A 24,968-nucleotide genomic window follows, 5' to 3' on the forward strand; every position below is an offset into this window, starting at 1 on the left:
TATGAAAAGTTAGCCTATTGTATAATCCGACGGTTCCGCATTCTGTATCCCTCAAAGCTTCATGGTTTAAACCCTGGGCCACAAGGATTAAAAATCTGGCCGTCCCGGAATATATACCAAACCATTGTCTGCTATCTATGATCTATTATTCTATCCTCTAATATCTATTCGTCTATTATCTATGCGTCTATCCTCTATTATCTATTTGTCTATTATCTATGCGTCTATCCTCTATTATCTATTCGTCTATCCTCTATTATCTATTTGTCTATTATCTATTGTCTATCCTCTATTATCTATTCGTCTATCCTCTATTAAGCAAAATATTTTTTACTACATTTACGTTTGCCTTTACCGGGATAATTAGACCATAGACAAAAATTAAAAACTTTTAAAACTTGCAGCTGCCGTCAATCGGCAAAGCACAGCCTTACCATAAAAATTATAATGACAAAAAACAGGATGAATACACTAATCAAATCAGGTTTCCTTTTATTAACAATTACTGCATTCTGCTCCGCAGATGCGCAAAACAGGGTAAAAGCAAGCCCTGTTTTTACCAATGGTGAAGCCCAGATCGTACCGGAATTTAAAGATGCCAACCAATGGATCAGAACTGATCTTTGGGTAGAAACGACTTTTGATACCGATGGTGATGGTAAAAAAGACCGCATGCACGTGGATGTTACCCGACCTTATCAAACCGAAACTGAAGGATTAAAGCTTCCGGTCATCTATGAATCGAGTCCTTACTATTCTGGGGTTGCTCCTGATGTAGAAGGTGCTTTCTGGAATGTCAGTCATGAATTGGGAGCAGCCGGAAAAGAACGCGTTCATGCAGAAGTGGTTCGCACAGGGACCCGTCCCATTATTTCCAACTCCCTCATTGCAACCTGGGTACCCCGCGGTTTTATTGTAGTTCACTCCTCTTCTCCGGGTACCGGTTTGTCGCAGGGTTCACCCACCGTGGGCGGCGATAACGAATCTTTAGCTCCAAAAGCCGTCATAGATTGGCTCAACGGCAGGGCAAACGGATACACTTCCGCTGACGGAAATGAAAAAGTAAAAGCGTACTGGACTACCGGAAAAGTAGGCATGACCGGAACTTCCTACAACGGAACTATTCCGCTTGCCGCCGCTACAACTGGCGTAAAAGGCCTGGAAGTGATCATTCCGGTAGCGCCCAATACTTCGTATTACCACTACTACCGTTCTAATGGATTGGTGCGGTCACCCGGTGGCTACTTAGGAGAAGACGTTGATGTTTTGTACGACTTTATTCACAGTGGTGATGAATCTAAACGCGCCTACAGCAATGCGAAAATCCGGGACACCGAAATGAAAAATGGAATGGACCGCATTACCGGTGATTACAACAGTTTTTGGGCAGGACGTGATTACCTTAACCACATGCCGAAGATGAAAGCTGCCCTGTTAATGGCTCACGGTTTTAACGATTGGAATGTGATGCCGGAGCACAGTTACCGTATTTATAAAAAAGCCAGAGAAATGGGCTTGGAAACAGCCATTTACTACCACCAAAATGGTCACGGCGGACCGCCACCCTTCGAAATGATGAACAGATGGTTTACCCATTATTTATTTGGGATTGATAACGGCATCCAGAAAGAACAGAATAAAGCCTTTATCGTTCGCGAGAATGATGCTCCTGATCAGCCAACACCTTACCGGGATTATCCGAACCCGGAAGCGAAAGACGTAACCTTTTATTTAACGGAAGGTGCGCCAAAAGTAGGCGGTTTAATGATGACCAAAGCTGCCGGTCAGGGCAGAGAAACCCTGGTTGATAATTATTCATTTAGCGGTGAAAGTTTAGCCAGAGCTGAAAATACCAATCACCGTTTATTATATGTTACTCCAAAGTTTTCAAAAGACCTGCATCTTTCGGGAGTGCCAAAAATCACCGTCAGACTGGCAAGCAGTAAGCCTGCTGCGAATTTATCCGTCTGGTTGGTCTCACTTCCCTGGAATGAGGGCAGAGCAGCAAAAATAACGGACAATATCATTACCCGCGGTTGGGCCGATCCTCAAAACCATGCTTCCATCAGAAAAAGCGAACCTTTAATTCCCGGTAAATACTATGAAATATCCTTCGATTTAATGCCCGACGATCAAATCATCAAAAAAGGACAGCAGATCGGGTTAATGATTTTTTCGAGTGATAAAGAGTTCACCTTACACCCGGAACCGGGAACCGAATTAAACGTTGATCTGGATGGAACAAAGCTGACTTTGCCCATTGTGGGCGGTTCGGAAGCATTGACAAATGCAGTAACGAATTAAATGATGATTTAAGTTCAGCTTTTTATGGGAAAGGCTTATACGTGAATGAGGTCCAGGGAATTCTTATTTCGAAATCGCAGATTCTTCTGACCTCAATTTACGGCTTCATCCAGATTGCGACGATATCAACAAATAAAATTCGCAAAATTGTAAGTTTTTTTAGCATTTAAATGTAAAAAAAGTCAAATTGACCTCCCAAATTCGGAGCAAATTGACCACCTGAATTTTGGCTTATTTTTTAATCTTGTGAGCTCCATAAATTCGTCTGAAAATACTGTTTCACTTAAAACACGATATTAAATTAACAACCTACATGAAAGTAATCGACACCGAAAAATGGAACAGAAAGGAACATTTTGAATTCTTCTCAAAAATGGCAAGCCCCTATTTTGGAATTACAACTGAGGTTGATTGTACTGTCGCTCATGAAAAAGCTAAAGAAAAAGGACAGTCGTTTTTTGCCTGTTATCTTCATAAATCAATGGCTGCGATCAATTCAGTTGAAGAATTGAAATTAAGAATTGTTGATCATCAGGTAGTATTATTCGATAAGATCCATGCTGGTTGCACGATTGGGAGAGCAGACGGAACTTTTGGATTTGCCTTTGTCAACTTTTCAGATAATTTCGAAACCTTCAATAATGAACTGCAGGAAGAAATCAGAGCCGTACAGAACTCCAGTGGTTTGCGGTTAAACAATGATGATGTGAAAAAAGACTTAATCCGGCATTCTACCATTCCATGGACTTCTTTTACTGGACTATTACATCCTACGGATTTTGACAAAACAGAATCAGTTCCTAAAGTTACCTTTGGGAAGTTTAGTATTCGGGAGGGCAAGAAATATTTGCCGGTCTCCATCGAAGCACATCATGGATTAGCAGATGGTTTTCATTTGGCAAAATACCTGACTGAGTTTCAAAGGCAACTTGATAATGAATAGAAACTGCCGGTCTCCCGCTCTGCGATGGCGCACATCTCTAATCCGTGACTTTTACGGCACAGAATGATCATCCGAAACTTCGCTATATAAACATCCAGCATCATTCACAATTCACCCAACACACAACCACTCAACCACTCAATCACGCAATCACTCAATCACTTAATTGCCAACACCCAGCATCCAGCATCATTCACCAATTCACCCATCACGCAATTCATCCTGAGGGATGCATTTTCTCCTTATCCTTTTCTGTTTTTAATAAATTGTACAGATAATGGGATAAATCTTACCGATGTTCTATCGGTCATCTGTTTATTTTTGTCGTAAATAATAGATTATGAATTATTCAAAGAATATATCGCGTAAAAATTTTCTTAGAAATTCAGCATTAGCAGTGGCTGGTCTCACCTTAACTCCCAATATCATGAGGGCAACTTCTCTTTTAAATGATGAAAATAGCTCCACCAACGGAAAACTCATCCTAAAAAATGTAAGGCTCGAAACCGGTTTTCAATATGAAGAAGGGGAAGTGATTGCAACAAAAACAGATTTATTTCTCATCGAAGTGGAAAACGGTAAGATTTTAAAAATAGCTCCAAATAATACCAGTGCAAAAGCAGTTGACGCCAAAGGATTCCTGATGCTTCCGGCGTTTAAAGATATGCACATTCATTTGGATAAAACGTTCTACGGTGAAAAGTGGCAGGCAGTAAGAAAAAGAAAAGGCGGTGTAAAAGGAATGATTGAGCTGGAAGAACAACTGATGCCCGAACTGCTGAAAACCTCTACTGAGAAAGCAGAAAAAATGATTGAACTGCTGCATTCCAAAGGAACTTCTTTTGCCAGAAGTCATGTGAATATCGAGCCCACTTCCAAATTAGATTCGTTAAAAAATCTGCAGAAAGCTTTAGAAAACAAGAAGAAAACTTTTGGTGCCGAGTTGGTCGCTTTTCCGCAACATGGCGTCTTTTATAAAAATGCTGTCCCTTATTTAAAAGAAGCCGCAACAATGGATATCGATTTTATTGGTGGTGTAGATCCTTACAGCATCGATGGAGCCATTGAGAAGACCATTGATTTTACGGTACAGCTTGCCTTAGACCATCAAAAAGGAATAGATATCCACCTTCACGAAAGCGGAGAATCAGGTTTGAAAACCGTGGAATACCTGATTGATAAAGTCAATGAAAATACGGCTTTGAAAGGAAAAACGTTTCTGAGTCACTGCTTTGTTTTAGGGAAACTGGATCAAAACAAACAGGAAGAGATTGCCGAAAAATTAGGAAATGCCCAGGTAGGAATTGTGTCCACGATTCCTTTTGGAAAACTCATCATGCCACTTCCGACCTTGCAAAAGCATGGAGTAACGGTTTATACAGGAAACGACAGCATCGTAGATCACTGGAATACCTACGGAACCGGAAGTGTTTTGGAAAAAGCCAATCTCTATGCACAATTGTATGGTCAGTCGACTGAGTTTTTATTATCCAGAAGTTTAAAACTCGCTACGGCGAATGTGCTTCCTCTGGATGATAAAGGAAATCAGCAATGGCCAAAAGCAGGAGATGATGCGGATTTGGTTTTTCTGGATGCGAGTTGTTCGGCCGAAGCAGTTTCGAGGATATCAGAAGTGAAATCATTGATTCATAAGGGAAATATGGTATTTTAACACCTAAAGATCAATGAAAATTTTATTTTTTCTATTCGCTTTTTGCAGTGTGGGCGCCTGCAAAAAAAATACCGTTCACCATTTAAAAGAAAACAGAATGCAACAGGAAAATTTAGTGAATCTGGTGATGCAAAATGACATCTTTCACGTAAAAAATGCTTTAGACAAAGGCGCTGACGTTAATATGACCGATCAAAAAGGCAGATCACTCTTACTGATTGCAGTAGTAGGAAAACAAACAGAAATGGCCAAAGTTCTGGTCGCGTATAAAGCAGATGTAAATCTTCAGGATATCCAGAAGGACAGTGCTTTTTTATACGCCGGAGCAAGCGGACAAACCGAATTGGTACAGTTATTTTTGAAAAACGGCGCCCGGTTCGATGTTTTTAACCGTTACAACGGAACAGCTTTGATTCCTGCCTGCGAAAGAGGCCATGTGGAAACCGTAAAAGTTCTCGCCCATACCAAAGGTTTCCCTGTCGATCATGTGAATAGATTGGGATGGACAGCACTCATGGAAGCGGTGGTCCTGGGTGATGGCAGCGAAAAATATCAGCAGATCATCCATATCTTAAAAAATGCAGGTGCGGATTTGAATATTCCTGATCAGGACGGCGTAACGGCTTTACAGCATTCAAAATCATTAGGCTTCAGAGAAATGGTGAAAATATTGGAATCTTAAAATACAGCGTTGCATTTTGAATGCTTTTCTGTTTTAAATTTTACTAATTTTAGGCGAAAAATCATTCAGGATGAACCAAAAGTCAGATCACTTTCCCGTCTTGGGTCTTCAGGACTTCAGTAAAACTGAAAATTCTGAAGGACCGCTTTTATTCAATGAGCTCCATGGTGAGCGTTCAATCGATCTGCCCCATAAGCATGATTTTTTTATACTCAATATTTTTGAAAAAGGAAGGGGCACTCATGTCATCGATTTTATTTCGTATCCCATTCAGGATCATCAGGTTCATTTGGTCTTTCCTGATCAGGTGCACCACTGGAATATTAAAAAAGAAACGGTAGGCTATCAATTGATGATCAGCAGATCCTGGTTGGAAAATCTTCTTTCGTCGCTCCGGTTTTCAGCTTTGTTTTATCAGAATCATCCGGTTATTACTCTTTCTGAGGATGCCTTCCAGTCTGTTTTGTATGAGTTTCAATGCATTAAAAAAGAAGTGGAAGCACAAAATATCTTTTGGGAAATGGTACAGAAAAGATGTGAAACAATTGGTCTGATGCTAAGCAGATCTGTTGAAGAGCGTTTCAAAAATGATGAGGCAATTCACGCTAATCCTGTTATTTCAAAATTTTTAAATTTAATTGATTTGAATTTCAAAGAAGAGCGGTCTGTTTCTTTTTATGCTGAGAAGCTTCATATTTCGGCGAACTATTTAAACATTATGTCGAAAAAATTTCTCAACACTTCCGCTTCTTCTTTAATTCAGAATAGAATTTTACTCGAAGCTAAACGTCTGCTCAAAGTGTCTGAAATGTCGGTAAAAGATATTGTTTATGATCTTGGTTTCTATGACCATGCGAGTTTTTCGAAATTTTTTAAATCAAATACAGGATTTACACCGACTCAATTCAAAGAGAAGATTTTCTGAATGAAAAATCCAATTCACCCGCCACACAACCACTCAATTACTCAATTGCCAACACCCAGCATCCAGCATCATTCACCCATTCACAATTCACCCAATTCACCAACCACTCAATCGCCCAACCACTCAATCACTCAATCGCCAACATCCAGCATCCAGCATCATTCACCCATTCACAATTCACCCAATTCACTCAACCACTCAACCACTCAACCAGTCAACCACTCAATTGCCAACATCATTCACCTAATAGTCTCTCAAAAGCCCACCTTCAAAAGAGTTTTTAAAAAACGCACCAAGTTTCTCATCGTTTGTTGCCGATAATTTCAGTTCAAATGTTAGCTTTTCAGGTCGTGGTTTTACCTCTTTGGATTTAAAATAGATAACATATTCTGTATTTGCTTTGAGTTTTTCTGATGATTTTTGGATAATCCAATCGCTGAATTGATCTTTATCCTTAGAAATTTTGAACGCCATTCGGGTAAAGTATCTTTTGTCAAGGTCATGATCCTCTGCATCGGCGCTGACGATGTAAAAGTTATCGACTTCATTGTTTTTTTGGAGCTGAAAATTCCAATAAAGATAACCATCTTCAGGAACTTTAAACTTTAAACCTGAAAAATAATAACCTTCTACTTTTAGAGGATTGGTAAATAATTGAATGGATTGACGTTCTGCAGGAAAGTCAACCTGTACAAAATGAGCATTAACATTCTTCGTTTTTATCTTTTGTCCTAACGAATTTTTAACAGCTGTTACTTCTTTTCCATTTTTGTAATATGTTTTTTCATCATTTTGAGACATTCCGTTTTTATAACTTTCCACAGACTCCAGTTCTCCCGTTTCATAATATTTTTCCTCTTTTCCTTCCCGTTTGCCCTTAACGTAAAACGTAAAATATTGCAGATTGCCATTATCATAATAGTCTTTCCATTTTCCTTCTCTTACTGGCCAGCCATCTGAATCTGTCTTATAATAACTGTGATGTTTAAGGGTTCCGTTGGAATAATACTCCTTTTTCTCTTTTATTTGTGCATGACCTAACCCAAATCCTAAAATAAGGACGAAAATGGTAATAAATGGTTTCATAATTTCTGTAATATGATTGTTGTTATTTTTTTCTTCGGATCTCTTCCCAATATTTCGCTTTTTCTTGTCCTTTACAATGCTATTCCTGCCACGGTTCTAGATTTCTATAAGGTTAGCTAAACACGTGTCGTTCTTCTTTTCGCTGTCGCAATACTTTTCTGTTTGATAATAGATATTGACTTCCAGAAGGGTTTCTTGTTGAGTTACGGGATAAGGTGCATCGGTTTTTTTGAGCGGTTCCTTTTGTTACGGTCAACAAACAGGTCAACCCCAAAAGACCTGCTGTTATTTTTTCAATCGTATCCGTTCCTGATCGTACAGGAATGAATTCTTCAAAGTTCCTACAATTACAATGGGTATAAAATACCTAATAGGGGGTATTTTTAATAAAATTTTATTAATTTTATCATCTTGTTACTTAATACTTTATCAAAATGACAGGCAAAAACACAATTTTTTCATTTCAAGAAATGGAACTTAACAGGAAACTTCATGGGGTTCAAAAGAATTTAAAACAGAACGCACATGGCATTGATGATTTGGGCAGTATTCTACCCGCTGCGGTGATGCTGCATGATTTGAATGAAATGCAGCCTTTGGGGGTGAATTACATGAATAATTGGGGATGCGAGCGTTTGGGAACCTCTGCTGAAGAAGTGAATACATTGGGTGAAGCCTATTATGAAAGATATTTTATAAAAGAAGAATCGCTGGCAATTTTTAAAGGAATTCAAAACTACTTGGATGAAGCTGATTTCTCAAAGCAATACAATTTTTTTCAACGGGTAAAACTTCATAACCAGACAGATTACACCTGGTTTTATTCAATCTGTAAACTCCTGGAGAAGCCAACTGCAGAAGCTACACGGAACCAGATGATTATTCTTTCGAGTCCTGTGGAGGGAATAGACCGTGTCATTGGTCGTGTCAGCAAGGTATTGGATGAAGATCATTATATCAAAAACCATTACAAACAATTTGCGTTGCTCACCAAACAGGAAAAAAACATTATTGATAAAATTGCAAAAGGGAAGTCATCAAAAGAAATCGCTGAAGCATTGTTTATTTCCGTGCATACGGTACGCACCCACCGAAAAAATATCATCCGGAAAACCGAGTCTACTTCTTTTGCCGAGCTGCTTAAATTCGCGATGGCTTTTGAATTGGTTTAGTCAGTGTAAACGGAGCCGAACTTCATCACTGAGCGCAGCCGAAGTGCCAAAGAAAGACATGCTGTCGTGCGCTAAAAGTATATAAATCCCTCTAAGTTGAACTGGACATACCTGAACCCGCTAATGCCGATTACTGTATAGATTTTCTCCCGGATTGATTTCTATCATCTCCCACCCTATTTTTTTTAATTAAATTTTTTTAATTATTCTTGAAGGAATTCCACCCACCATGGTATTATCAGGAACATCTTTGAAAACAACTGATCCTGCTGCTACGATTGAATTTTCGCCAATAGTTACCCCCTGTAAAATGGTGGCATTGGCGCCAATCCAGGCATTTTTTTTGAGGTGAATGTGCCCAACATTTAACGATGGTCTTTGTTCGGGAGAAATGGGATGACCTTCAGATAATAAACTCACTTTTGGAGCGATCAACACATTGTCTTCAATGGTAATTCCACCTAAATCCAGAAACACACAATCGAAATTGATAAATACATTTTTACCGATTTTAGTATGCTTTCCGTAATTAATGTGCAAAGGAGTAAATACGGTTACACTTTCGTCAATTTCGGTGGCTGTAATTTGGCTTAATAAATTTCTGATTTCATCAGGGTTGGACGAATTATTCATCTGAACCGATAATTTTTTCGTTTCAAAAGAAGCTTCACGCATTTTATAAGCCTGGTTGTCGTTTGCCGGAATGGTTTCCCCGTTTCTTAATCGCTCGAATATATTTGTTTCCTGCATTGTCTTATTAATTATTACAATGCAAAGTTAAAAACAAAGCCTTGCAACTGCTTTGTTGTGAGGCTCAAATCGCTTTTCTGTAAAGCTCAGTTTTCAGATTGCTGTTGGTGGAAAGCCATATTGTTTTTTAAATGCGGTTGAGAAATGAGAAGGGTTTTTAAAACCAACTTCCAGATAAACATCCTTTACTTTTTTACCATCTTCTTTTAGTTGGATATAAGCCATTTCCAGGCGTTTTCTTATCAGCCATTTTTGCGGAGTGAGGTTGCTTATTTTCTTGAAATCTCTTTTGAAAGTTGCCAAACTTCTTCCCGTGAATGAAGCAATTTGTTCCATTGAAAGTTCTTCCATATAATTATTGTTCAGGAATCCTAGAAGGTCAATTTTCCAGGGTTCAGCAAAATCAAAAAGTATAGGATAAAGTTGTTCATTGCTGTTCAGTAAAGCGTAAATTCCTTCCAGTAATTTCAAATGGACGAACCCTTCTGTTGGTTGTATATTACTGTCAAAATAGGGGGTGAGAGATTGAAACAAACTTTCTATAGCAGGATTTCGTTCGAGTTTGAAAACGGTTTTATCAGAAACTTTCACCTTATTCGGAATTTCAGATTTATTCATTTTGCTGTAAAAATCCCGAAGCACATTGCGTTTGAATGTCATCGAAATACCTTTATATAAATCTTCACCTTTGCTGTTTTTGTACATTTTCAAACGGTGGTCTCTTCTGATAAAAGCACAGTCACCTGCCTGTAATTTGATAATTTTATTTCGGTCTTCAATCACTTGTTCGCCCGAATACAAATACAGCAAAACGTGTTCAGGTGTTGAGTGAATGCACTTTTCGCTATAATCTGAAAAGCACGAAAGGAATACTCCTGAATAGTTTAAGGTTTTTAATTGGTCCTCTACTTGTACTTCCATCATTTCGCTGTTACTTTATGAATGAACAAATTTAGAATATTTATTCTTGGATCACTTTGCGGTAAAGTTCATTGCTTATTCCTGTAAGGTTCAGACGCAGGATCGTATCTTTATTCGCAGTATCGGTTTTCCTATAACGGTTGGGTATTTCTGCAAGCGGGATAAATCGAAGATTCGCCAAAACCAATCCTTTCGCTTGATCTGTTAAAAATTAAATGAATATCCGTTTTTTATCACTATGAATACTTTAATCCCGTCGTGAACACACAAAGATTTCATTTATAAATAGGCTTTTTTTTCCGAAACTTGGCAAAGTAAATTCACCAATTGACCCATTCACAATTCACCCAGTTCACCCACCACTCAATCACTCAATTGCCAACACCCAGCATCCAGCATCATTCACCCATTCACAATTCACCCAATTCATCCACCACTCAATCACTCAATCACTCAATCACTCAATCACTCAATTGCCAACACCCAGCATCCTGCATCCAGCATCATTCACAATTATTTATTTACCGGGATATTCAGTTATTTTATCAATTACAAATTTTCGTGTTGCTTCTCCATCTTTTAATTTGTATTGTATTTGACGTATATTTCCGGTCGGACTGCTATTGGTATCTCCTGTAGTAAAGGTTTTGAAACGCTGAACTAATGTTGTTTCTACAACTGCAAACTCATCGTGTCCCATGTAACCTTTGTTGGCTTTGATATTGTCTGCAATAGGTGGAAAATAGATTTGGCTCATCGATTTTCCGTTATTTACAGAGTAGCCAATCACGTTACCATAACTGCCACTCCCGGCCGACATCGTGTAAATTAAAATTTCAGGAAATCCGTCTGAGTTCAGGTCTTCAATTTCGGCATTGGTAACGGAGCCATCAATGTCTATTGTGATTTTATTATTGTCTACTTTTAAACCGGAAGGCTGGATGGTTAGTTCCTGTATAGAACCTTTACCTGCAGTACTTACATCAAATCCTATATTTTGAAGAGACAATGTTTTCGTAAAAATTCTTGGGTCGGTTTGTTTTTTATCTATTGGATCACCAATTTTTGTATAAACACCACCTAAACTACCTCCGCCTGAACAGTAATAATTTAGCAATCCACCATCTTCTGGTTTTTCAGAAGCAATGGTAACGGTGTTGTTTTTAAAGGTGAACAGAATATTCTTGCCGTTAACAGTTGCTCTATAGACATTTTCATCTATTTCTGAAGCATCGGCATCAAAAGTACAGGTTGGTTTCTTCTTATCAGCGCGGGAGCGTACTGAAATATGAATACTGTTGTTTGCCAATTGAGTTACAGATACAGCCACCCAGTCGTAACCTTCATTCCGTCTGTTATAACTTGAAGAAACATAATCTCCCACCAAGCCTGATACAGATTTACCGGAGTCATCTGTATAAATACTTTGTTCTGCGGTCTTAATATCTGTTTCGGTTTTTTCTGAGTTGTTTTTGCAACTTAAAACTGTACTTACTATTACAGCAATTAAAGTGCTTTTTTTAAAAATGTTCATTTTCGTGGCTATTAAATTAGGGGTTTGTTACTGATCTGCGACTATCGCGCAAAGATACACCTATTAAGTGCACTCCCATTGCGCGGATTTCTAATCCGTGACTTTTACTGCACAGAATCCTTACCCTAAACTTGGCCATATAAATATCCAGCATCATTCACCCAATTCACCTACCACTCGATCACTCAATTTGCCTAACATCCAGCATCATTCATCCATTCACAATTCACCCATCACAAAACCACTCAATCACTCAATCACTCAATCACTCAATTGCCAACACCCAGCATCCAGCATCATTCACCCATTCACCCAATTCACCCACCACTCAATCACTCAATCCTACCCCAACTCCACCGTCGTTTTCCCGGGCAACAGTATGCCGCTCCCATCAAAAAACCGGATCAGCGCAAATTTCAGCACTCCTTCGTGAACAGCTTCAAATACCTCATCCTCAGGAATAAAAAACGAAGCACACGGAAGCGAAACCTCAAAAACCACATCCACATATTTCAAGGAATCATGTCCCTCATCAGGATTAATAGACCGCAGCGTAACCTCAGCTTTCGTACTTCCCTTAGGAATACAGTCAAAAAAAAGCGTCCGCTGGTCATAATCATACCTGCATCTTTTTCCATCAGTAAGATTCCACATAAAACCGCTCAGAATTTTTTTGCTTTCAGCATGTTGCAGACCCAGTTGCACCGTCCGCTCACCCTTTGCGGAAACGGTATCCATCTTCACCAGATCGTGCAGCATCTTGGCCATTCTACCATGAAGTTGGGGATCATTCAGATCCTTTACAAAAGGCTGAAGAGCACGCCGCAGTTTTCCGCCAAATTTTGAACAGCGTCCAAATTCAGAAGCATTATTTCTTACGTTCACGTATTTTTCTTCCTTCCGGATCTTTTTGCCGTCAAAACCGCCCGGAGTACGCGCGATGATCTTGCCGTTCATTTCATAAAACGAAAGCCCGCCCAGCTTTCCGGTAATTTTAAGGACTCCTTTAAGTTCTGCCATCTTGGTAAGAGTTATTAATATTCCCAAAGATAACGAATCCAATAGATATAGAATGAATATAGTATAGATACAGTATGGTTATAGTATGCTCCATTGTCTAAAGACCGCAAGTTGCTTCACCCCATTTCGATGGATAAAGGCAAACTCACCAATATCGCGGATATGCAGTCCGTGATTCATGGCCAGCACCTAAACACTGAATCACTCAAAAACCCAATCACTCAATCACTCAATCACTCAATCACTCAATCACCAGCACCCAACATCCCGCCTCATCTGATTCTGTGAGAGCACTATCTTCTGTGCTTAAAAATTTAGTGCTGAGTCCATTGATATTTTAGCCCCAAAGAAAACCATCTCGTAGGCATCGGTACCGCACCTGCTTCCTGATAATCGGCATTAAAAAGATTGGTTACCTCGGTATACAAAAGAAAATCCTGCACTTTATAATTGAGACGGACATCGGCAATGGTATAAGCATCACCCATTTCACGCTTTAACCACCGGTCTTTAATTTGAAAGGAAAAATCGTTAATGCTATAATGAATTCCCGCAACCAACTGATGTTTCAAAGATTCTAAAATATACTTCGACTGCTTTTCCGTAGAAGTTGCGAAGGAGGGATTCAGATAATTATAATTGACATCGTACCCGAAAGACTGCGTATCTGTTACCTTAAAATCCTGCTGTAACCTTGCATACATACCCTGCATTTTGTTTTGTCCTAAATTGTAGGGCGAGTAAGGCTGTGAAGGATTGTCGCGCACCCAGTCGATAAAATCGGTAATATTGCGGTAAAAATAGCCGGTTTTAAACTGAAGGTTTCCTTTATTGTACTGTACATTGCCTTCGTAATTCCAGGCACTCTCAGGTTGTAGCAATGCATTTCCTACATTTCCGGGGCGTTGGTTTAAATAGAGATCTGTAAAAGAAGGAATCCGCTGTCCGGATCCAATACTCGTGGATATTTTCCAATACCCATTCAAAACATAGGCGACATCAATTCCCGGATAGAGCTGATAGCCAAAATCGGTATTGTAGTTTCCGTAAAGTCCGGCCGTTGCTCTTATTTTTGGTCCCAACTCGGTTTTCAGCTCTGCATACATTCCGTGATTATCGCGGTGGTGCTCACCAATATTTGAACTGTTGATTTTTTCCAGTCGGGACTCTACACCGAAACCGAAAGTTCCGACCTGTGTTTTCAGACTGCTGTTTAATTCCAGCATCAGTGCGTTGGTGTAATGAAGAGAACGTGCTTTGTTTAAATTATCTTTATAATACCGGTAATCATCTTCGCCATAGCGGTCACTGATTCTTGGCGAAACCGTAAAATTGCCAAAGGTGTGTTTGGAGGAAAGACTGAAAACAGAAGACTCTGTATGTTCTTCTGAATTGATATCACCGGGAGCAGCATAAAAACCGTTGGCACCAAAGTGGTTTCGGGCATAACCCGCCATCGCCTGAATGCTGTTATGCTCATTAAAGGCATAATTGCCGTTATAAAACAAACGGGTATTTTTGGCGGCCGAATTGTAGCGTTGCCCGTTGTAATCGCTTTGCGCCACCGAAAAAAGTTGACTTTGCTGATCTCTTCCAAACATGCCGGTAATCTCCGCAGAGGTACCGCCATACATTCCGGAACCATCGCCTTCGTCCTTCGATTGAAAAGAACTTCCGGCCTGAAGATCTGCAGTCACAGACGATCGCTTTCCTCTTTTGGTCACAATATTGACGGCGCCGGTCAAAGCATTGATTCCATAAATCCTGGCTGCGGCACCACGGATGATTTCAATATGGTCGATCGCACTTAAAGGAACCGGAAGATTCATCATATTATGGGCAGATTGGGCATCAATCATTTTCACGCCGTTGATCAGAACTAAAGTCTGTTCAGAAGTTCCGCCATCAATAGAAATATCGGCTTGCGTTCCAAAGGGACCCCGCTGGCGGATATCTACGCCACTGATATAAGACAAAACCTCATTCAGCGACTTTGCCGGGAGGGACTGAATTTGCTTTTGCGTAATGACCTGAATATCGCGGGTTGCTTCACTAAATGGAGTTTGCAGTCGGTTTCCCTGAATCATTAATTCCTCCAGATCATTACTCTTCATTGTTGAGTCCGTACTTCCATTATTTTGCTGAGCGAAGGCAGATATTGTAGAGAACAATCCTAAACTGAATATTACTTTTTTCATAACTATTTTCTAAACCGTATTATTTTTAATTGGGCTGCAAAGGTTTGGATAAAAACAGTAATTTTGGTAGTCCGAAATTTAAATAATGAGTAGTCCGGTAAACCTCCCTTTTCAATCCTTTGTCAAAATAGACCGCCGTAAAAAAGACGCGGTGTATCTGCAGATTGTCTATCAATTCATTAATGCGGTCAAAAACAACCTTTTAGAAGCTAACGACAAGCTTCCCGGCAGCAGGATCATCGCTGAAAACCTTCAGATTCACCGGAAAACAGCAGTCGCTGCGTTGGCAGAACTTCAGGATCAGGGATGGGTAGAAACGCTTCCCAACATCGGGACGTTTGTCAGAAATCCGGAACTTTCTACAACACAGGTCAAAAATACCAAAGCTTTTCAGCATCCTCCTCTAAAAGCCCCTTTTCATTTCAGGAAAGAATTTATTTTAGATACGCCTTTAGAAAGAAATCAGGAAAAACTGTCTTTTACGGATGGCATCCCCGATTATCGAATTATTAAATCTGAAGAACTGGTACGCTTTTACACCTCCGTAATCCGGAGAAAAAAACAGTCGGCAACCGCCCAAAATAGCAGTGATGGAAGTTTATTTTTCAGAGATCAACTGAGCTATTATCTGAATATAACTAGAGGATTTCATCTCTCACGGGATTTTTTACTGCCTGTTTCAGGCCTCGAAAAAGTACACTCCATCCTGTCGCGCTTACTGATCAACAAAGGCGATGTCATTTTGGTCGAAGCGCTCAGTTATTTTTTACCCAATATGATTTACAGCCAGGCGGGAGCCCAATTGAAAACCATTCCAGTGGATGAAGATGGAATGGATATCGATTATATCAGAAACCATTTTAAACCCGGGGAAATACGGCTGGTTTATATCAACACCAAATGCCAATATCCGACAACGGTTACCCTTTCTGAAAAACGAAAAGCACAGTTATTACTCCTGGCCGAAGAATACGATTTCATTGTGCTCGAAGATGATACTGATTTTGAATTTTCCGGGGTGAAAAATAAAAAGGATACGCTCTTGAGGAAAAATGGGGGAAAACGCGTCCTCTACATCGGTACCTTCGGACGGTTTCTACATCCCGGTTTTCAAATGAATTTTCTTATTGCTCCAAAAGACCTTCTGGAGGAAGGCGCAAAATACCTCAATATCTTTGGCAAACCGGATTCGATGATGGAAAAAGCGTTGGGCGAACTCATTCATCAGGGAGACATTCACCGGTATCAAAGAAAATCCACCAAAGTAATTGCCGAGCGGAAAGAGGCCTTTGCGGGATTGCTTAGCACCCACTTTAAAAACGAGATTACCTTTACAATTCCGGTTTCAGGTTTGGCATTTTGGATCCGGTTTAAAAACTCCTTTTCGCTGACGGATCTTCAAAAAAGAGCCAAAGAAAAAGGGCTCTTTATTCCAATGACCTGCCTTTACCAAAACCGAACAGTCACCGCTTTAAGGCTGGGTTTTGCCCCTCTTAACCTGCAGGAAATGAAAGATGCAGTAGAGTTGCTCGGTGAGGCGTATTTTGAGGTAATTAAAGGAGAAAAGATTAAAAGACCATCAATAAAAGGATAATAGCGCCATCTGAATTATCGGTTTTTACGCACCATGTTTTTTAACGCAATAGTTCATGACTTCACCAACTTTGTCAAAGTTAGTCGGAGCACGGTTACGGATTGTAATGGAAGACAAAAATCTTCGGACTTCCTGATTGGAGCTGAAGACTGTTTCGCTAGAAAAAAGAAAGATGATTCAACTACGGTACTGGCCGTAACCTCAGCTTTCGTAGTTTCCTCAGGAATACCATTCACAATTCACCCAATCACTCAAAAACTCAATCAACCATCACACAAAACCCCGCATCATCTGATTTTCTCAATTCACCCATTCACTCAAATACTCAAATACTCAATCACACAGCATCCAACACCCCGCATCATCTGATTTCCTCAATTCAGCCATTCATAATTCACCCATTCACTCAAACACTCAATCACTCAATCACTCAATCACTCAATCACTCAACCACTCAACCACTCAAATACTCAATCACACAGCATCCTACGAGCTAACCTTTTTTCAAATGAACATAATTATTCGGAATAATAACATATATTGCCGTAAATTTACAGATTAGCATCAGAAAACCCGGCTTCTTTGTTTTTTTTAAAGTTTTATACACAAAAAGATACCTATTATTAAAATTTCCTATATGCGAAAATTTTTTATTTTGACTGTAATTTTTTCTTCACTGTCCGTTTTTTCGCAGACTGGCAGTGTAGGGATTAACACTGACCAACCTGACCAAAGTGCAGTTTTAGACATTAGAAGTACCACCAAGGGGCTACTGATCCCAAGAGTGACGTCCAGTGAACGGGAAAATATTGCGCGTCCCGCAAATGGTCTGCTGGTTTACGATATTGGTTCTAATAGCTTTTGGTTATATAAAAATTCCCTATGGACTGAAATCATTTCGGGATCGCCCACTATTAAAACGATCGTTAGTGACTATACTGTTACTTCTGCCGATAGCGGGAAGATATTAGAGTTTAATTCTGCAAATGATGTGATCTGTACCATTCCGGTCAATTTATCCCCAGGACTTCAGTTTTCCGTCACCCAGTTAGGGAAGGGAAATGTGGTATTCAAATCAGCAGACAATAATGTTACCATCAAAAATGCATATGGCTTTACAAGAACAGCCTTACAGTATTCAAAGGCGGGATTGGAAGTTGCAGGTAATTCAGAGGTTATACTCTCTGGTGATTTAAGATAATATGAGAAAACTTATATTCGTATTGCTTTTAGTATTTGTAAAAGGCCTTTCACAAGGTGTTTTACCCGTTAGCAGATATAAAGTACATCAGGTAAATCAAGTAAATCAACCTGTTTTAGATGTAATTTCCACCGGTTCTACGTTTGCCTACAGCTTAAGAAAACTGAGATCATCCTATACCGGTTACGCAATAAGGATCAGGAATATCAACAACAATTCTACTGCGGATATTTTTTTTGATAAAAATGATGGGGTAAGTAATATAAGCAATGCCGTAATAGTTACTCCAGGAACTTCCCCATATTCTGTCGGGCAGACTGTTCCATTATCCACCTTCAGGAAAACCAGTAATTTGTCTGTTGAGATTTGGTACAATCAGAACGTTTCCGGGTTTAATGCCATACAAAATACTGTTGCCAATCAGCCTTTTCTCGATTTTAGTGCGGGATCCGGGTTTTTACCGGCATTATTATTCTCCGGTACCAATTCAGCGAACAGCAGATTTTTAGTAGTACAGGGAAACATCAGTGAGATCTGTCCGGGTGGCCTCGGCTCGTTTTTATTGGTTACCAAACCAACTGCTAATGCAGTTCAGGGTTCTTTTGGTTACATTAACAGCAGCACAAATTGGCGGTGGAGTTTCCATTTTAACTGGAACGATGGGAATCTCTATTTTGATGCGGCAGAACTTTGCTGTCAGGGTAACAGAAATTTAAACAATAATGCCAATCTGAATTTATGGAAGCAATATAGTTTTGTAAGAGATGCCACTACAAAAAGTGTAAGAACAAATACCATCGCGCGGATGAATAATTCTTCATCTATACAGGCAACCTCCAGTCCGGGCTTCGGTTTTGGTATAGGGATTTATATGGAAAATAGTGCACCTGGAAATATTACTGGCTACCAGGGCGCGATATCCGAAGTTATTATGTTTGAAAAAGCGCTCAGCAACCAGGAAATCATACCGCTGGAGCATAATCAGATGGATTACTGGAAAATTTATTGAAAGCTTAGTTAGTCCCGGAAGTTATTATTTTTGGTGAAATATTTTTTTTAAAAAAATTAAATGAGGATAATAGGAATGCTGCTGCACTATTATTACTTATGCTTCCTTTGGTGACTGGCGGCAGCGTTTACACCGATGTAATCCGGTTTACCTTCTGATATTTCATCCACACAGTTTGACAATAAATAGCTGACAGGGTGCTCCTCAGCACTGCCTGCAACAGTATCGCAGAATGCTTTCAATGATGCCGTTTTCGTCATAATATTCCCACTCACCCTGAGCTCCGGCATACAGTTGTTGTTTTTAAAGCTGGGAACGGAGCGCCGGCGAACCATTCCTGATATGCAGCCTTTATCAGCCTTTGCGGTTTTGAATACCGGCGGGACTGCTGTGCCTGGGTTTTACATCGCCTTTGCCGGTTCGGTTTTTAGGGGGAGGGGGAATAAAATAATTTTAAAAATGTTACGTCTTCATAACCTTATCACCGGTAAGCATAGAATTAAAAGTAAATAGACTGCCTCTTTTTTAGAATTTAAGTTTTAACGCAAGTCCAAATGTATTTCTGTTATCGTGTTTGAACATGGTAGGAGTAAAATCGAAGCCAACATCCGTGTTATTTCTTATACTGTTCAATTCCTTTACAGCCGCTCTATAGGAAGGCCCTCTCGCTGAAAGACCACGTACTAAGGAAACCACTCCCACAAGACCGAGCGTCCCCCCAAACCCGTATGCGCCCGCCTGGTAAACTTCTTTCATTCCGATTTCTGTTCCTTCAGACTCTTTTTCATCCGCTGAAAGAGAGTTTAAAAGAAAATAAGCTCCGGCTCCTCCTGCGAGATAAAGAACACTGCTTAAAAAATTTCCGGACCGTTCATTGTCTGTCGCGGTGATGATACGCTGATAGTGATTGATAAGACCATCCGTCGCGGTCTGACTTCCGAAGGTCTGTCTTTTACTTTTCATATACTCCACAGGATTGCCGGAAGACATCAGATACTGCGCTTTTATCATCTGCTCAATGGCCTGCTCATCTCCACGTTCTGCCCGCTTTTCATACTGGTTTACAATTTTGTACGCTTCGCTGTCATTTTGTTGCCGTCTCAACTGCTCGCGCTCGTATCTCCTTTCCTTTTCCTGTGCATCTTGCATGATTGCCTGCGTAAACAGGTCGGTTACACCGCTCACTGCCGCTTCTACCTGTTTATTGGCAGCTTCCTGCTGCATCCTTTCACGCTCAAGTTTTGCCAGTACATTTTCCGTTTCCTTTCTTTTAAGCTGCTCGGCAGCGGCCTGTCTGTTTTCCTGCTGATCTGAAGGTGATGCGTTGTTCCGGGCCGAATGAGAAATCTGAGTGTAAGCCGTTTCCGTGGTTTGATGAATGCTTCCGTCCGGCCTCTTTATATAAGGAATACCGTTCTGACGAAATACCTGCACATATTCTCCGTTCACCTTTACTTTTTCAGATAATTCATGTGAAGATGATTTAGCAGACGGAGAACCAGTAGCGGCGGGACTATTTTGACGCTTATCATTAGCACTCTGGGAAAACCGCGAATTTTTATCGGCCTCTTGTTTTGCCTTTTCTTCCGATGCCTTTTTTTGTTTTAACTCATCGTCCTGTTTTTTCCTTTTTAATTCGTCTTCCTGTTTCTGTCTTTTTGATACCGCTGCAGCTCGGTCTTTTTCAGAAATATTTTCTATATTAACAATCCGGTAAGATACGGAAGAGATCATGCTGTACAGCAGACTGCCGGACGCATCTTTTCCCATTGATCTCCACGTATCTTTGGGACAGGAGCTCTCCGTAAGCCGAACCGCCGATCCTATACCATCGGTCGCATAAGGCTTCCCAACTGTTTGTGAGGGCTCGATGGTAATTCCATCTCCTAACGGGCCAAGTTGGTGAGTTTTTTCAGAGCCGCATACCAATTGAGCTCCATATTCTATATAAACTTTAAGTTTGTCGGCGGTGTTGTTTTTTACCAAAATCCGGTAATCCTGCGTCATCGCTCCAAATGCACTGTTCTTCTCCTGATACATTAATGTCACATGAACCCGTGGATCCTGCTGCGATACCGGAATGTCGACCATATACTTTTGCCCGGAGAGGTTAATAGTTTGCAGCAGAAGAAAAGCCGCCAGAAGTAATTTTACTGTTTTCATATTTTATAGTTTTAATATTGTTCTGCCTGAAAAAGAGGAGAAACATGTTTTATCATCCTATTCATAACATAGCACAAAATTCTGTAAAATATCAAAATCACGAAATACCCCATTTGGGGTATTTATTAACAAAATTTTATTAATTTTACTTAATAGATGTTAATTTTAATTCAAATAACAAGCGTATGTCAAAAAAACACCATCCGCTGATTAAAGTCTGGAACATGCATCCGGGAAAACGAAGTCTTATTCCTGTGATCATCGCATTCCTCCTTACCGTGTTACAAGTCATCGCACCTTAAAACCACTATAAAAATCAACTCCCCTTCCGTTAAAAAATAACTTAAAACCGAGTATCTCAAAAGCCCAAAGCCCCTTGTGACTGGTTATTTTATCGAAACAAACGCAAATATATAAATCGAAAAATTATTACTTAGAATAAAAATGAACTGTACAAACTGCAACAACAAAGTAAATCATCACTTTTGCCCCAACTGCGGGCAAGCTTCAAAACCGAAAAGAATTGACGGACATTATATCATTCACGAAATTCAACACGTTTTACATTTTGAGCGTGGAATTTTATTCACAGTTAAAGGGCTGCTTATCAATCCAGGGCAAAATATCAGAAATTATATTTCAGGAAACAGAAGCCGCCTTGTAAAACCTGTTATTTTTATAATTATAACATCTTTAATTTATACGCTTATAAGTCATTTTTTTCATATTGAAGAGGAATATATCAAATACGAAGGATCGGAAAAATCTTCGGTTTTCAAAATTGTACGGTGGTTACAGGCAAATTATGGCTATATGAATATTTTGACAGGTATATTTATTGCGGTCTGGTTAAAATTAGTTTTTAAAAAAAATAATTATAATTTTTTTGAATTGCTCGTAATGTTATGTTTTGTATTGGGGATTCCAATGTTGATCTATGCTTTTTTTGCTTTTATCGAAGGAATTACGGATATCAGATTATTAAACATCGCAGGAATAATTGGGGTGATTTATGTAATTTGGGCAATGGCTCATTTCTTTGAAAAAATGAAAACAGTTAACTATTTCAAAGCACTGGTCTGCTATGTATTGGGATTAATCACATTCTTCATTTTTATATTTGCAATAGGCATAACCACTGACGTGCTGACAAAACATTGAAAAGTACGATTAGTTACTTTTAATATATTGGTAAATTCATGGACATCTTCTATGACGGTGACCACAGGAAATATTCGGCAGTGGCGAAACCAATTGAAATAAAAAAGTGCGGAGAAAAAATTTGAATTTTCCCCGCACGTCAATTGCGTTATGGATATCCGGAATCAGTAATAAAAATATTTTTATTCTGCGCCTTTTTAAGTGTAACGTTTAATGATCACGCTGTAATCCCAACATCTTTACCTAAAATTCAAATATAAACCCAAAATACGGCAGCGGAGAAGACCGTTTGATCTGTTCATAATGGAGATTATAAACCTGCTCATCTTTCGGTGCATTTGGATTATGTATGATGCCATTCCCGCTCGCGTCCCGCTCTAAACCAATGACAGGCAAAGCACTTGGATTGTCGGATCCGTAAACATTCACCACATCTACATAGAAAGTCAACTGCCATTTGTTGAAAATCCATTTCTTTTCTACGCGAATATCCAACTGATGAACCAGATTTCCGCGAAGGGTGTTGAGTTGGCTGTAATCTGAAACCGGTCCGTTCGTAATATTCCAGTTGTACACGAGTTCACTCCTGTTGATATCATACGGTGTTTGCGGAAAACCACTTTGCATGCGGAATCTTGCACCGATATTCCAGTTTCTTTTAAAATATTTTCCACCGGTCAAGGATAAAATATGTCTGCTGTCCCAACTGGATGGTAATAAATCGCCTTTTGCATCACTAAATTTAGAATAACCGAAAGTGTAAGAAGCAATTCCGTAAAAATCATTGACGGTTCTTTTTTGCGCTAGAACTTCCACGGCATACGTTTCACCAGTTCCGCGACTGTCTAGAGGTTCGGTTCCCACCACACCAAAATCACCGCCAATATTGGCCAGCGAAATTTGATTTCTTAATGAGAACGGATAGTTGCGGTATTTTTTATAATACCCTTCTAAAGTAATGCGCAGATTATTTTTACCGTTAAACTCAAAACCAGTGACGACCTGCGTGTTTTTGATATATTTCAAAGTATTTTTATTCACCAGATTCCCGTTTTGCTGAAAACCTAACGCCGTGTAAGTCGGCAACATATAATAGATTCCGGCATTGGCATTAAAGGAAAACTGCTCGGCAAACAGATACCTCAAAGAAGCTCTGGGAGAAAACTGTTCTAAAGGATTATTGGTAAGCTCAGAATAATTGCTGGCATCTAAACGGAATCCGGCAGAAACTTCCATCTTATTGTCAAATAATTTTTTTGCGCCCTGAAGATACAATCCGTACTGAAACAGATCGAGATCAGAATCCGACTGATCGGTAACCGGTCCGTTTTGAGTAACGGTTTTTACAAACGACCGGTTGGTAAAATTGGAGAAATTAAGATGGGCACCCGAGCTTAGTTTATAATCCGCAATCCGGAAATTACGGTCCACCCGGATTTTATTTTCACTCTCCTGGGAATGATAATCCAGCAGTAAATTCTCCGGAATTTCTATATTTTTAAAATATTTGGTGGATTTATTATCGAGCATATTTCTGCTCCAGGTAAAAAGCCAGTTCCCGTTTTCTACCAAATGACGGTATCCCGTTCCGATGGTATAATTCCATTGTGGGGAAACCGGCAACCTTTCAATTAATGTTTGATTGTACAGAGATTCATTGGCTTTTTCATTAAATTTAAATTCATCAAGCGCGCCTAAACCCAGAAAATAAAGTTCATCACCCGATCGGAATTTTTTAGAAATTTTAAAAGTAGCATCGCTGTAAGACGGTAAAAACGGAAGTCCCATCGCTTTAAATAAAAACTGAAGATTGGATTTCCGTGCGCTGAAAAGTCCGCTCCAGGATTGATCTCTGGAAAGTGGGCCATCGGCCATCAACTGAATATCATCAAAACCCACCACTCCTTTATAACCGATTTTATCTTTTCGGGCCTGTTTTAAATTAAATTCAAAAAGCGAAGATAAAGCACCGTTTCGGTTGGCTGGAAATGCACCGCTGTAAAAATCGACATCTTTAATAAAATCAATGGTCAGGATTCCTTTTGGCCCGCCACTCGCACCCTGAGTCTGAAAATGGTTGATCACCGGAACTTCAATTCCATCGACGTAAAATTTGTTTTCGGCGGAAGAACCACCGCGGATAAACAAATCATTTCTAAAAGTCGCTGTGGTGCCCACTCCCGGAAAAGAAAGAATTGCTTTCGAAATATCCCGGTTGGAACCCGCATTTTTCTGAACTTCTTCACTTGTAATATTCCGCAGAGAAAGCGGACTTTCGGCCGTAGATTTATAGGCTTTTTTGGAAATGACGACCTCATCAATATTCGCCGTTGACAGTTTGGTAAGCCCAACCGAAAAACTTAGATTTTGATTCGGCAGAACATCGATATCCTTTAAAAGTCCTTCTGAATAACCTTCCGAAGAAACTTGAAACTGATAAACCCCTACAGGAAGATTGGATAATGATACATTTCCGTCGCCCCGGAATTGTATGTCCGTAGCGTTTACCGTTACCGTTGCAGAAAGCGGTTTCTTGCTGAAATCGTCATATACATTAATGTTGATGCTTCCGGTTTGTGCAGAAAATAGGGACGCAAATAATAGTGCGAATAATAAAGATAATTGATTCATAA

At 39.7% G+C, this 24,968-nt stretch carries 19 protein-coding genes; 10 read left to right on the plus strand and 9 right to left on the minus strand.

Annotated elements, in window-relative coordinates; genetic code table 11:
• Positions 1–462: 462 nt before the first annotated feature.
• The 5 genes from QF004_RS08900 to QF004_RS08920 all read left to right on the plus strand — a co-directional run bounded on the left by QF004_RS08900 (position 463) and on the right by QF004_RS08920 (position 6,526).
• The gene (locus QF004_RS08900) at positions 463–2,304 is read left to right on the plus strand and encodes a Xaa-Pro dipeptidyl-peptidase (protein ID WP_307425198.1); all 1,842 of its coding nucleotides are present in this window, start codon (positions 463–465) and stop codon (positions 2,302–2,304) included.
• 313 nt (positions 2,305–2,617) lie between these two features.
• Positions 2,618–3,247, plus strand: a complete 630-nt coding sequence (locus QF004_RS08905; RefSeq protein WP_307425201.1) for a chloramphenicol acetyltransferase — start codon at positions 2,618–2,620, stop codon at positions 3,245–3,247.
• Between the two features lie 340 nt (positions 3,248–3,587).
• A complete protein-coding gene (locus tag QF004_RS08910) occupies positions 3,588–4,919 on the plus strand; it encodes an amidohydrolase (protein ID WP_307425204.1) in 1,332 nt (443 codons plus the stop codon).
• 13 nt (positions 4,920–4,932) lie between these two features.
• Positions 4,933–5,601 carry an ankyrin repeat domain-containing protein gene (locus tag QF004_RS08915; RefSeq protein ID WP_307425207.1) on the plus strand — a complete coding sequence of 223 codons (669 nt, stop codon included), beginning with the start codon at positions 4,933–4,935 and terminating at the stop codon, positions 5,599–5,601.
• Between the two features lie 70 nt (positions 5,602–5,671).
• Positions 5,672–6,526, plus strand: a complete 855-nt coding sequence (locus QF004_RS08920; RefSeq protein WP_307425210.1) for an AraC family transcriptional regulator — start codon at positions 5,672–5,674, stop codon at positions 6,524–6,526.
• A 243-nt stretch (positions 6,527–6,769) separates the two neighbouring features.
• On the opposite strand, the gene QF004_RS08925 is transcribed toward QF004_RS08920, so the two are convergent.
• Complete coding sequence (locus QF004_RS08925) at positions 6,770–7,612, minus strand: toxin-antitoxin system YwqK family antitoxin (protein WP_307425215.1); 843 nt, start codon at positions 7,610–7,612, stop codon at positions 6,770–6,772.
• A 470-nt stretch (positions 7,613–8,082) separates the two neighbouring features.
• On the opposite strand from QF004_RS08925, the gene QF004_RS08930 reads away from it, so the two are divergent.
• Complete coding sequence (locus tag QF004_RS08930) at positions 8,083–8,784, plus strand: response regulator transcription factor (RefSeq protein ID WP_307425217.1); 702 nt, start codon at positions 8,083–8,085, stop codon at positions 8,782–8,784.
• A gap of 189 nt (positions 8,785–8,973) precedes the next feature.
• Here the strand turns inward: QF004_RS08930 and QF004_RS08935 are convergent, their stop codons facing one another.
• The 5 genes from QF004_RS08935 to QF004_RS08955 all read right to left on the minus strand — a co-directional run bounded on the left by QF004_RS08935 (position 8,974) and on the right by QF004_RS08955 (position 15,207).
• Complete coding sequence (locus QF004_RS08935) at positions 8,974–9,534, minus strand: sugar O-acetyltransferase (RefSeq protein WP_282905807.1); 561 nt, start codon at positions 9,532–9,534, stop codon at positions 8,974–8,976.
• Positions 9,535–9,627: 93 nt separating this feature from the next.
• Entirely contained in the window at positions 9,628–10,458 is an 831-nt protein-coding gene (locus tag QF004_RS08940; protein WP_282905808.1) for an AraC family transcriptional regulator, read from the minus strand.
• Between the two features lie 514 nt (positions 10,459–10,972).
• On the minus strand, positions 10,973–11,989 hold the full coding sequence (locus QF004_RS08945) for a PliI family lysozyme inhibitor of I-type lysozyme (protein WP_307425220.1): 1,017 nt from the start codon (positions 11,987–11,989) through the stop codon (positions 10,973–10,975).
• A 342-nt stretch (positions 11,990–12,331) separates the two neighbouring features.
• On the minus strand, positions 12,332–13,009 hold the full coding sequence (locus QF004_RS08950) for a hypothetical protein (protein WP_307425223.1): 678 nt from the start codon (positions 13,007–13,009) through the stop codon (positions 12,332–12,334).
• A gap of 314 nt (positions 13,010–13,323) precedes the next feature.
• Positions 13,324–15,207, minus strand: a complete 1,884-nt coding sequence (locus QF004_RS08955) for a TonB-dependent siderophore receptor (protein ID WP_307425226.1) — start codon at positions 15,205–15,207, stop codon at positions 13,324–13,326.
• A gap of 85 nt (positions 15,208–15,292) precedes the next feature.
• Between QF004_RS08955 and QF004_RS08960 the strand changes: the two genes are divergently transcribed.
• From QF004_RS08960 to QF004_RS08970, 3 genes are all read left to right on the plus strand, one after another.
• Positions 15,293–16,801, plus strand: coding sequence for a PLP-dependent aminotransferase family protein (locus QF004_RS08960; RefSeq protein ID WP_307425229.1), 1,509 nt, complete (start codon positions 15,293–15,295; stop codon positions 16,799–16,801).
• A gap of 784 nt (positions 16,802–17,585) precedes the next feature.
• The gene (locus tag QF004_RS08965; protein WP_307425232.1) at positions 17,586–18,002 is read left to right on the plus strand and encodes a hypothetical protein; all 417 of its coding nucleotides are present in this window, start codon (positions 17,586–17,588) and stop codon (positions 18,000–18,002) included.
• A gap of 1 nt (position 18,003) precedes the next feature.
• Complete coding sequence (locus QF004_RS08970; RefSeq protein WP_307425234.1) at positions 18,004–19,011, plus strand: hypothetical protein; 1,008 nt, start codon at positions 18,004–18,006, stop codon at positions 19,009–19,011.
• Positions 19,012–19,103: 92 nt separating this feature from the next.
• On the opposite strand, the gene QF004_RS08975 is transcribed toward QF004_RS08970, so the two are convergent.
• Both QF004_RS08975 and QF004_RS08980 read right to left on the minus strand, forming a co-directional pair.
• Positions 19,104–19,301: a hypothetical protein gene (locus tag QF004_RS08975; RefSeq protein WP_133440725.1), complete on the minus strand. Its 198-nt coding sequence runs from the start codon at positions 19,299–19,301 to the stop codon at positions 19,104–19,106.
• Positions 19,302–19,536: 235 nt separating this feature from the next.
• On the minus strand, positions 19,537–21,174 hold the full coding sequence (locus QF004_RS08980) for a hypothetical protein (RefSeq protein ID WP_307425238.1): 1,638 nt from the start codon (positions 21,172–21,174) through the stop codon (positions 19,537–19,539).
• A gap of 444 nt (positions 21,175–21,618) precedes the next feature.
• Here QF004_RS08980 and QF004_RS08985 point away from each other — a divergent pair, with 444 nt between their 5' ends.
• Positions 21,619–22,335 (plus strand): DUF3667 domain-containing protein, encoded by a 717-nt coding sequence (locus tag QF004_RS08985; RefSeq protein ID WP_307425241.1) that lies wholly within the window; start codon positions 21,619–21,621, stop codon positions 22,333–22,335.
• Positions 22,336–22,578: 243 nt separating this feature from the next.
• On the opposite strand, the gene QF004_RS08990 is transcribed toward QF004_RS08985, so the two are convergent.
• Positions 22,579–24,966 (minus strand): TonB-dependent receptor, encoded by a 2,388-nt coding sequence (locus QF004_RS08990; RefSeq protein ID WP_307425244.1) that lies wholly within the window; start codon positions 24,964–24,966, stop codon positions 22,579–22,581.
• Positions 24,967–24,968 lie beyond the last annotated feature (2 nt).

The organism is Chryseobacterium sp. MDT2-18, assembly GCF_030815285.1.
GTDB classification, from domain to species: domain Bacteria; phylum Bacteroidota; class Bacteroidia; order Flavobacteriales; family Weeksellaceae; genus Kaistella; species Kaistella salivictor.

What these genes read in the sequence shown, in the direction of transcription:
- QF004_RS08900 (WP_307425198.1), top strand. Translation starts at nt 463, where the DNA reads ATGAATACACTAATCAAATCAGGTTTCCTTTTATTAACAATTACTGCA.
- QF004_RS08905 (WP_307425201.1), top strand. Translation starts at nt 2,618, where the DNA reads ATGAAAGTAATCGACACCGAAAAATGGAACAGAAAGGAACATTTTGAA.
- QF004_RS08910 (WP_307425204.1), top strand. Translation starts at nt 3,588, where the DNA reads ATGAATTATTCAAAGAATATATCGCGTAAAAATTTTCTTAGAAATTCA.
- QF004_RS08915 (WP_307425207.1), top strand. Translation starts at nt 4,933, where the DNA reads ATGAAAATTTTATTTTTTCTATTCGCTTTTTGCAGTGTGGGCGCCTGC.
- QF004_RS08920 (WP_307425210.1), top strand. Translation starts at nt 5,672, where the DNA reads ATGAACCAAAAGTCAGATCACTTTCCCGTCTTGGGTCTTCAGGACTTC.
- QF004_RS08925 (WP_307425215.1), bottom strand. Translation starts at nt 7,612, where the DNA reads ATGAAACCATTTATTACCATTTTCGTCCTTATTTTAGGATTTGGGTTA.
- QF004_RS08930 (WP_307425217.1), top strand. Translation starts at nt 8,083, where the DNA reads ATGGAACTTAACAGGAAACTTCATGGGGTTCAAAAGAATTTAAAACAG.
- QF004_RS08935 (WP_282905807.1), bottom strand. Translation starts at nt 9,534, where the DNA reads ATGCAGGAAACAAATATATTCGAGCGATTAAGAAACGGGGAAACCATT.
- QF004_RS08940 (WP_282905808.1), bottom strand. Translation starts at nt 10,458, where the DNA reads ATGATGGAAGTACAAGTAGAGGACCAATTAAAAACCTTAAACTATTCA.
- QF004_RS08945 (WP_307425220.1), bottom strand. Translation starts at nt 11,989, where the DNA reads ATGAACATTTTTAAAAAAAGCACTTTAATTGCTGTAATAGTAAGTACA.
- QF004_RS08950 (WP_307425223.1), bottom strand. Translation starts at nt 13,009, where the DNA reads ATGGCAGAACTTAAAGGAGTCCTTAAAATTACCGGAAAGCTGGGCGGG.
- QF004_RS08955 (WP_307425226.1), bottom strand. Translation starts at nt 15,207, where the DNA reads ATGAAAAAAGTAATATTCAGTTTAGGATTGTTCTCTACAATATCTGCC.
- QF004_RS08960 (WP_307425229.1), top strand. Translation starts at nt 15,293, where the DNA reads ATGAGTAGTCCGGTAAACCTCCCTTTTCAATCCTTTGTCAAAATAGAC.
- QF004_RS08970 (WP_307425234.1), top strand. Translation starts at nt 18,004, where the DNA reads ATGAGAAAACTTATATTCGTATTGCTTTTAGTATTTGTAAAAGGCCTT.
- QF004_RS08975 (WP_133440725.1), bottom strand. Translation starts at nt 19,301, where the DNA reads ATGCCGGAGCTCAGGGTGAGTGGGAATATTATGACGAAAACGGCATCA.
- QF004_RS08980 (WP_307425238.1), bottom strand. Translation starts at nt 21,174, where the DNA reads ATGAAAACAGTAAAATTACTTCTGGCGGCTTTTCTTCTGCTGCAAACT.
- QF004_RS08985 (WP_307425241.1), top strand. Translation starts at nt 21,619, where the DNA reads ATGAACTGTACAAACTGCAACAACAAAGTAAATCATCACTTTTGCCCC.
- QF004_RS08990 (WP_307425244.1), bottom strand. Translation starts at nt 24,966, where the DNA reads ATGAATCAATTATCTTTATTATTCGCACTATTATTTGCGTCCCTATTT.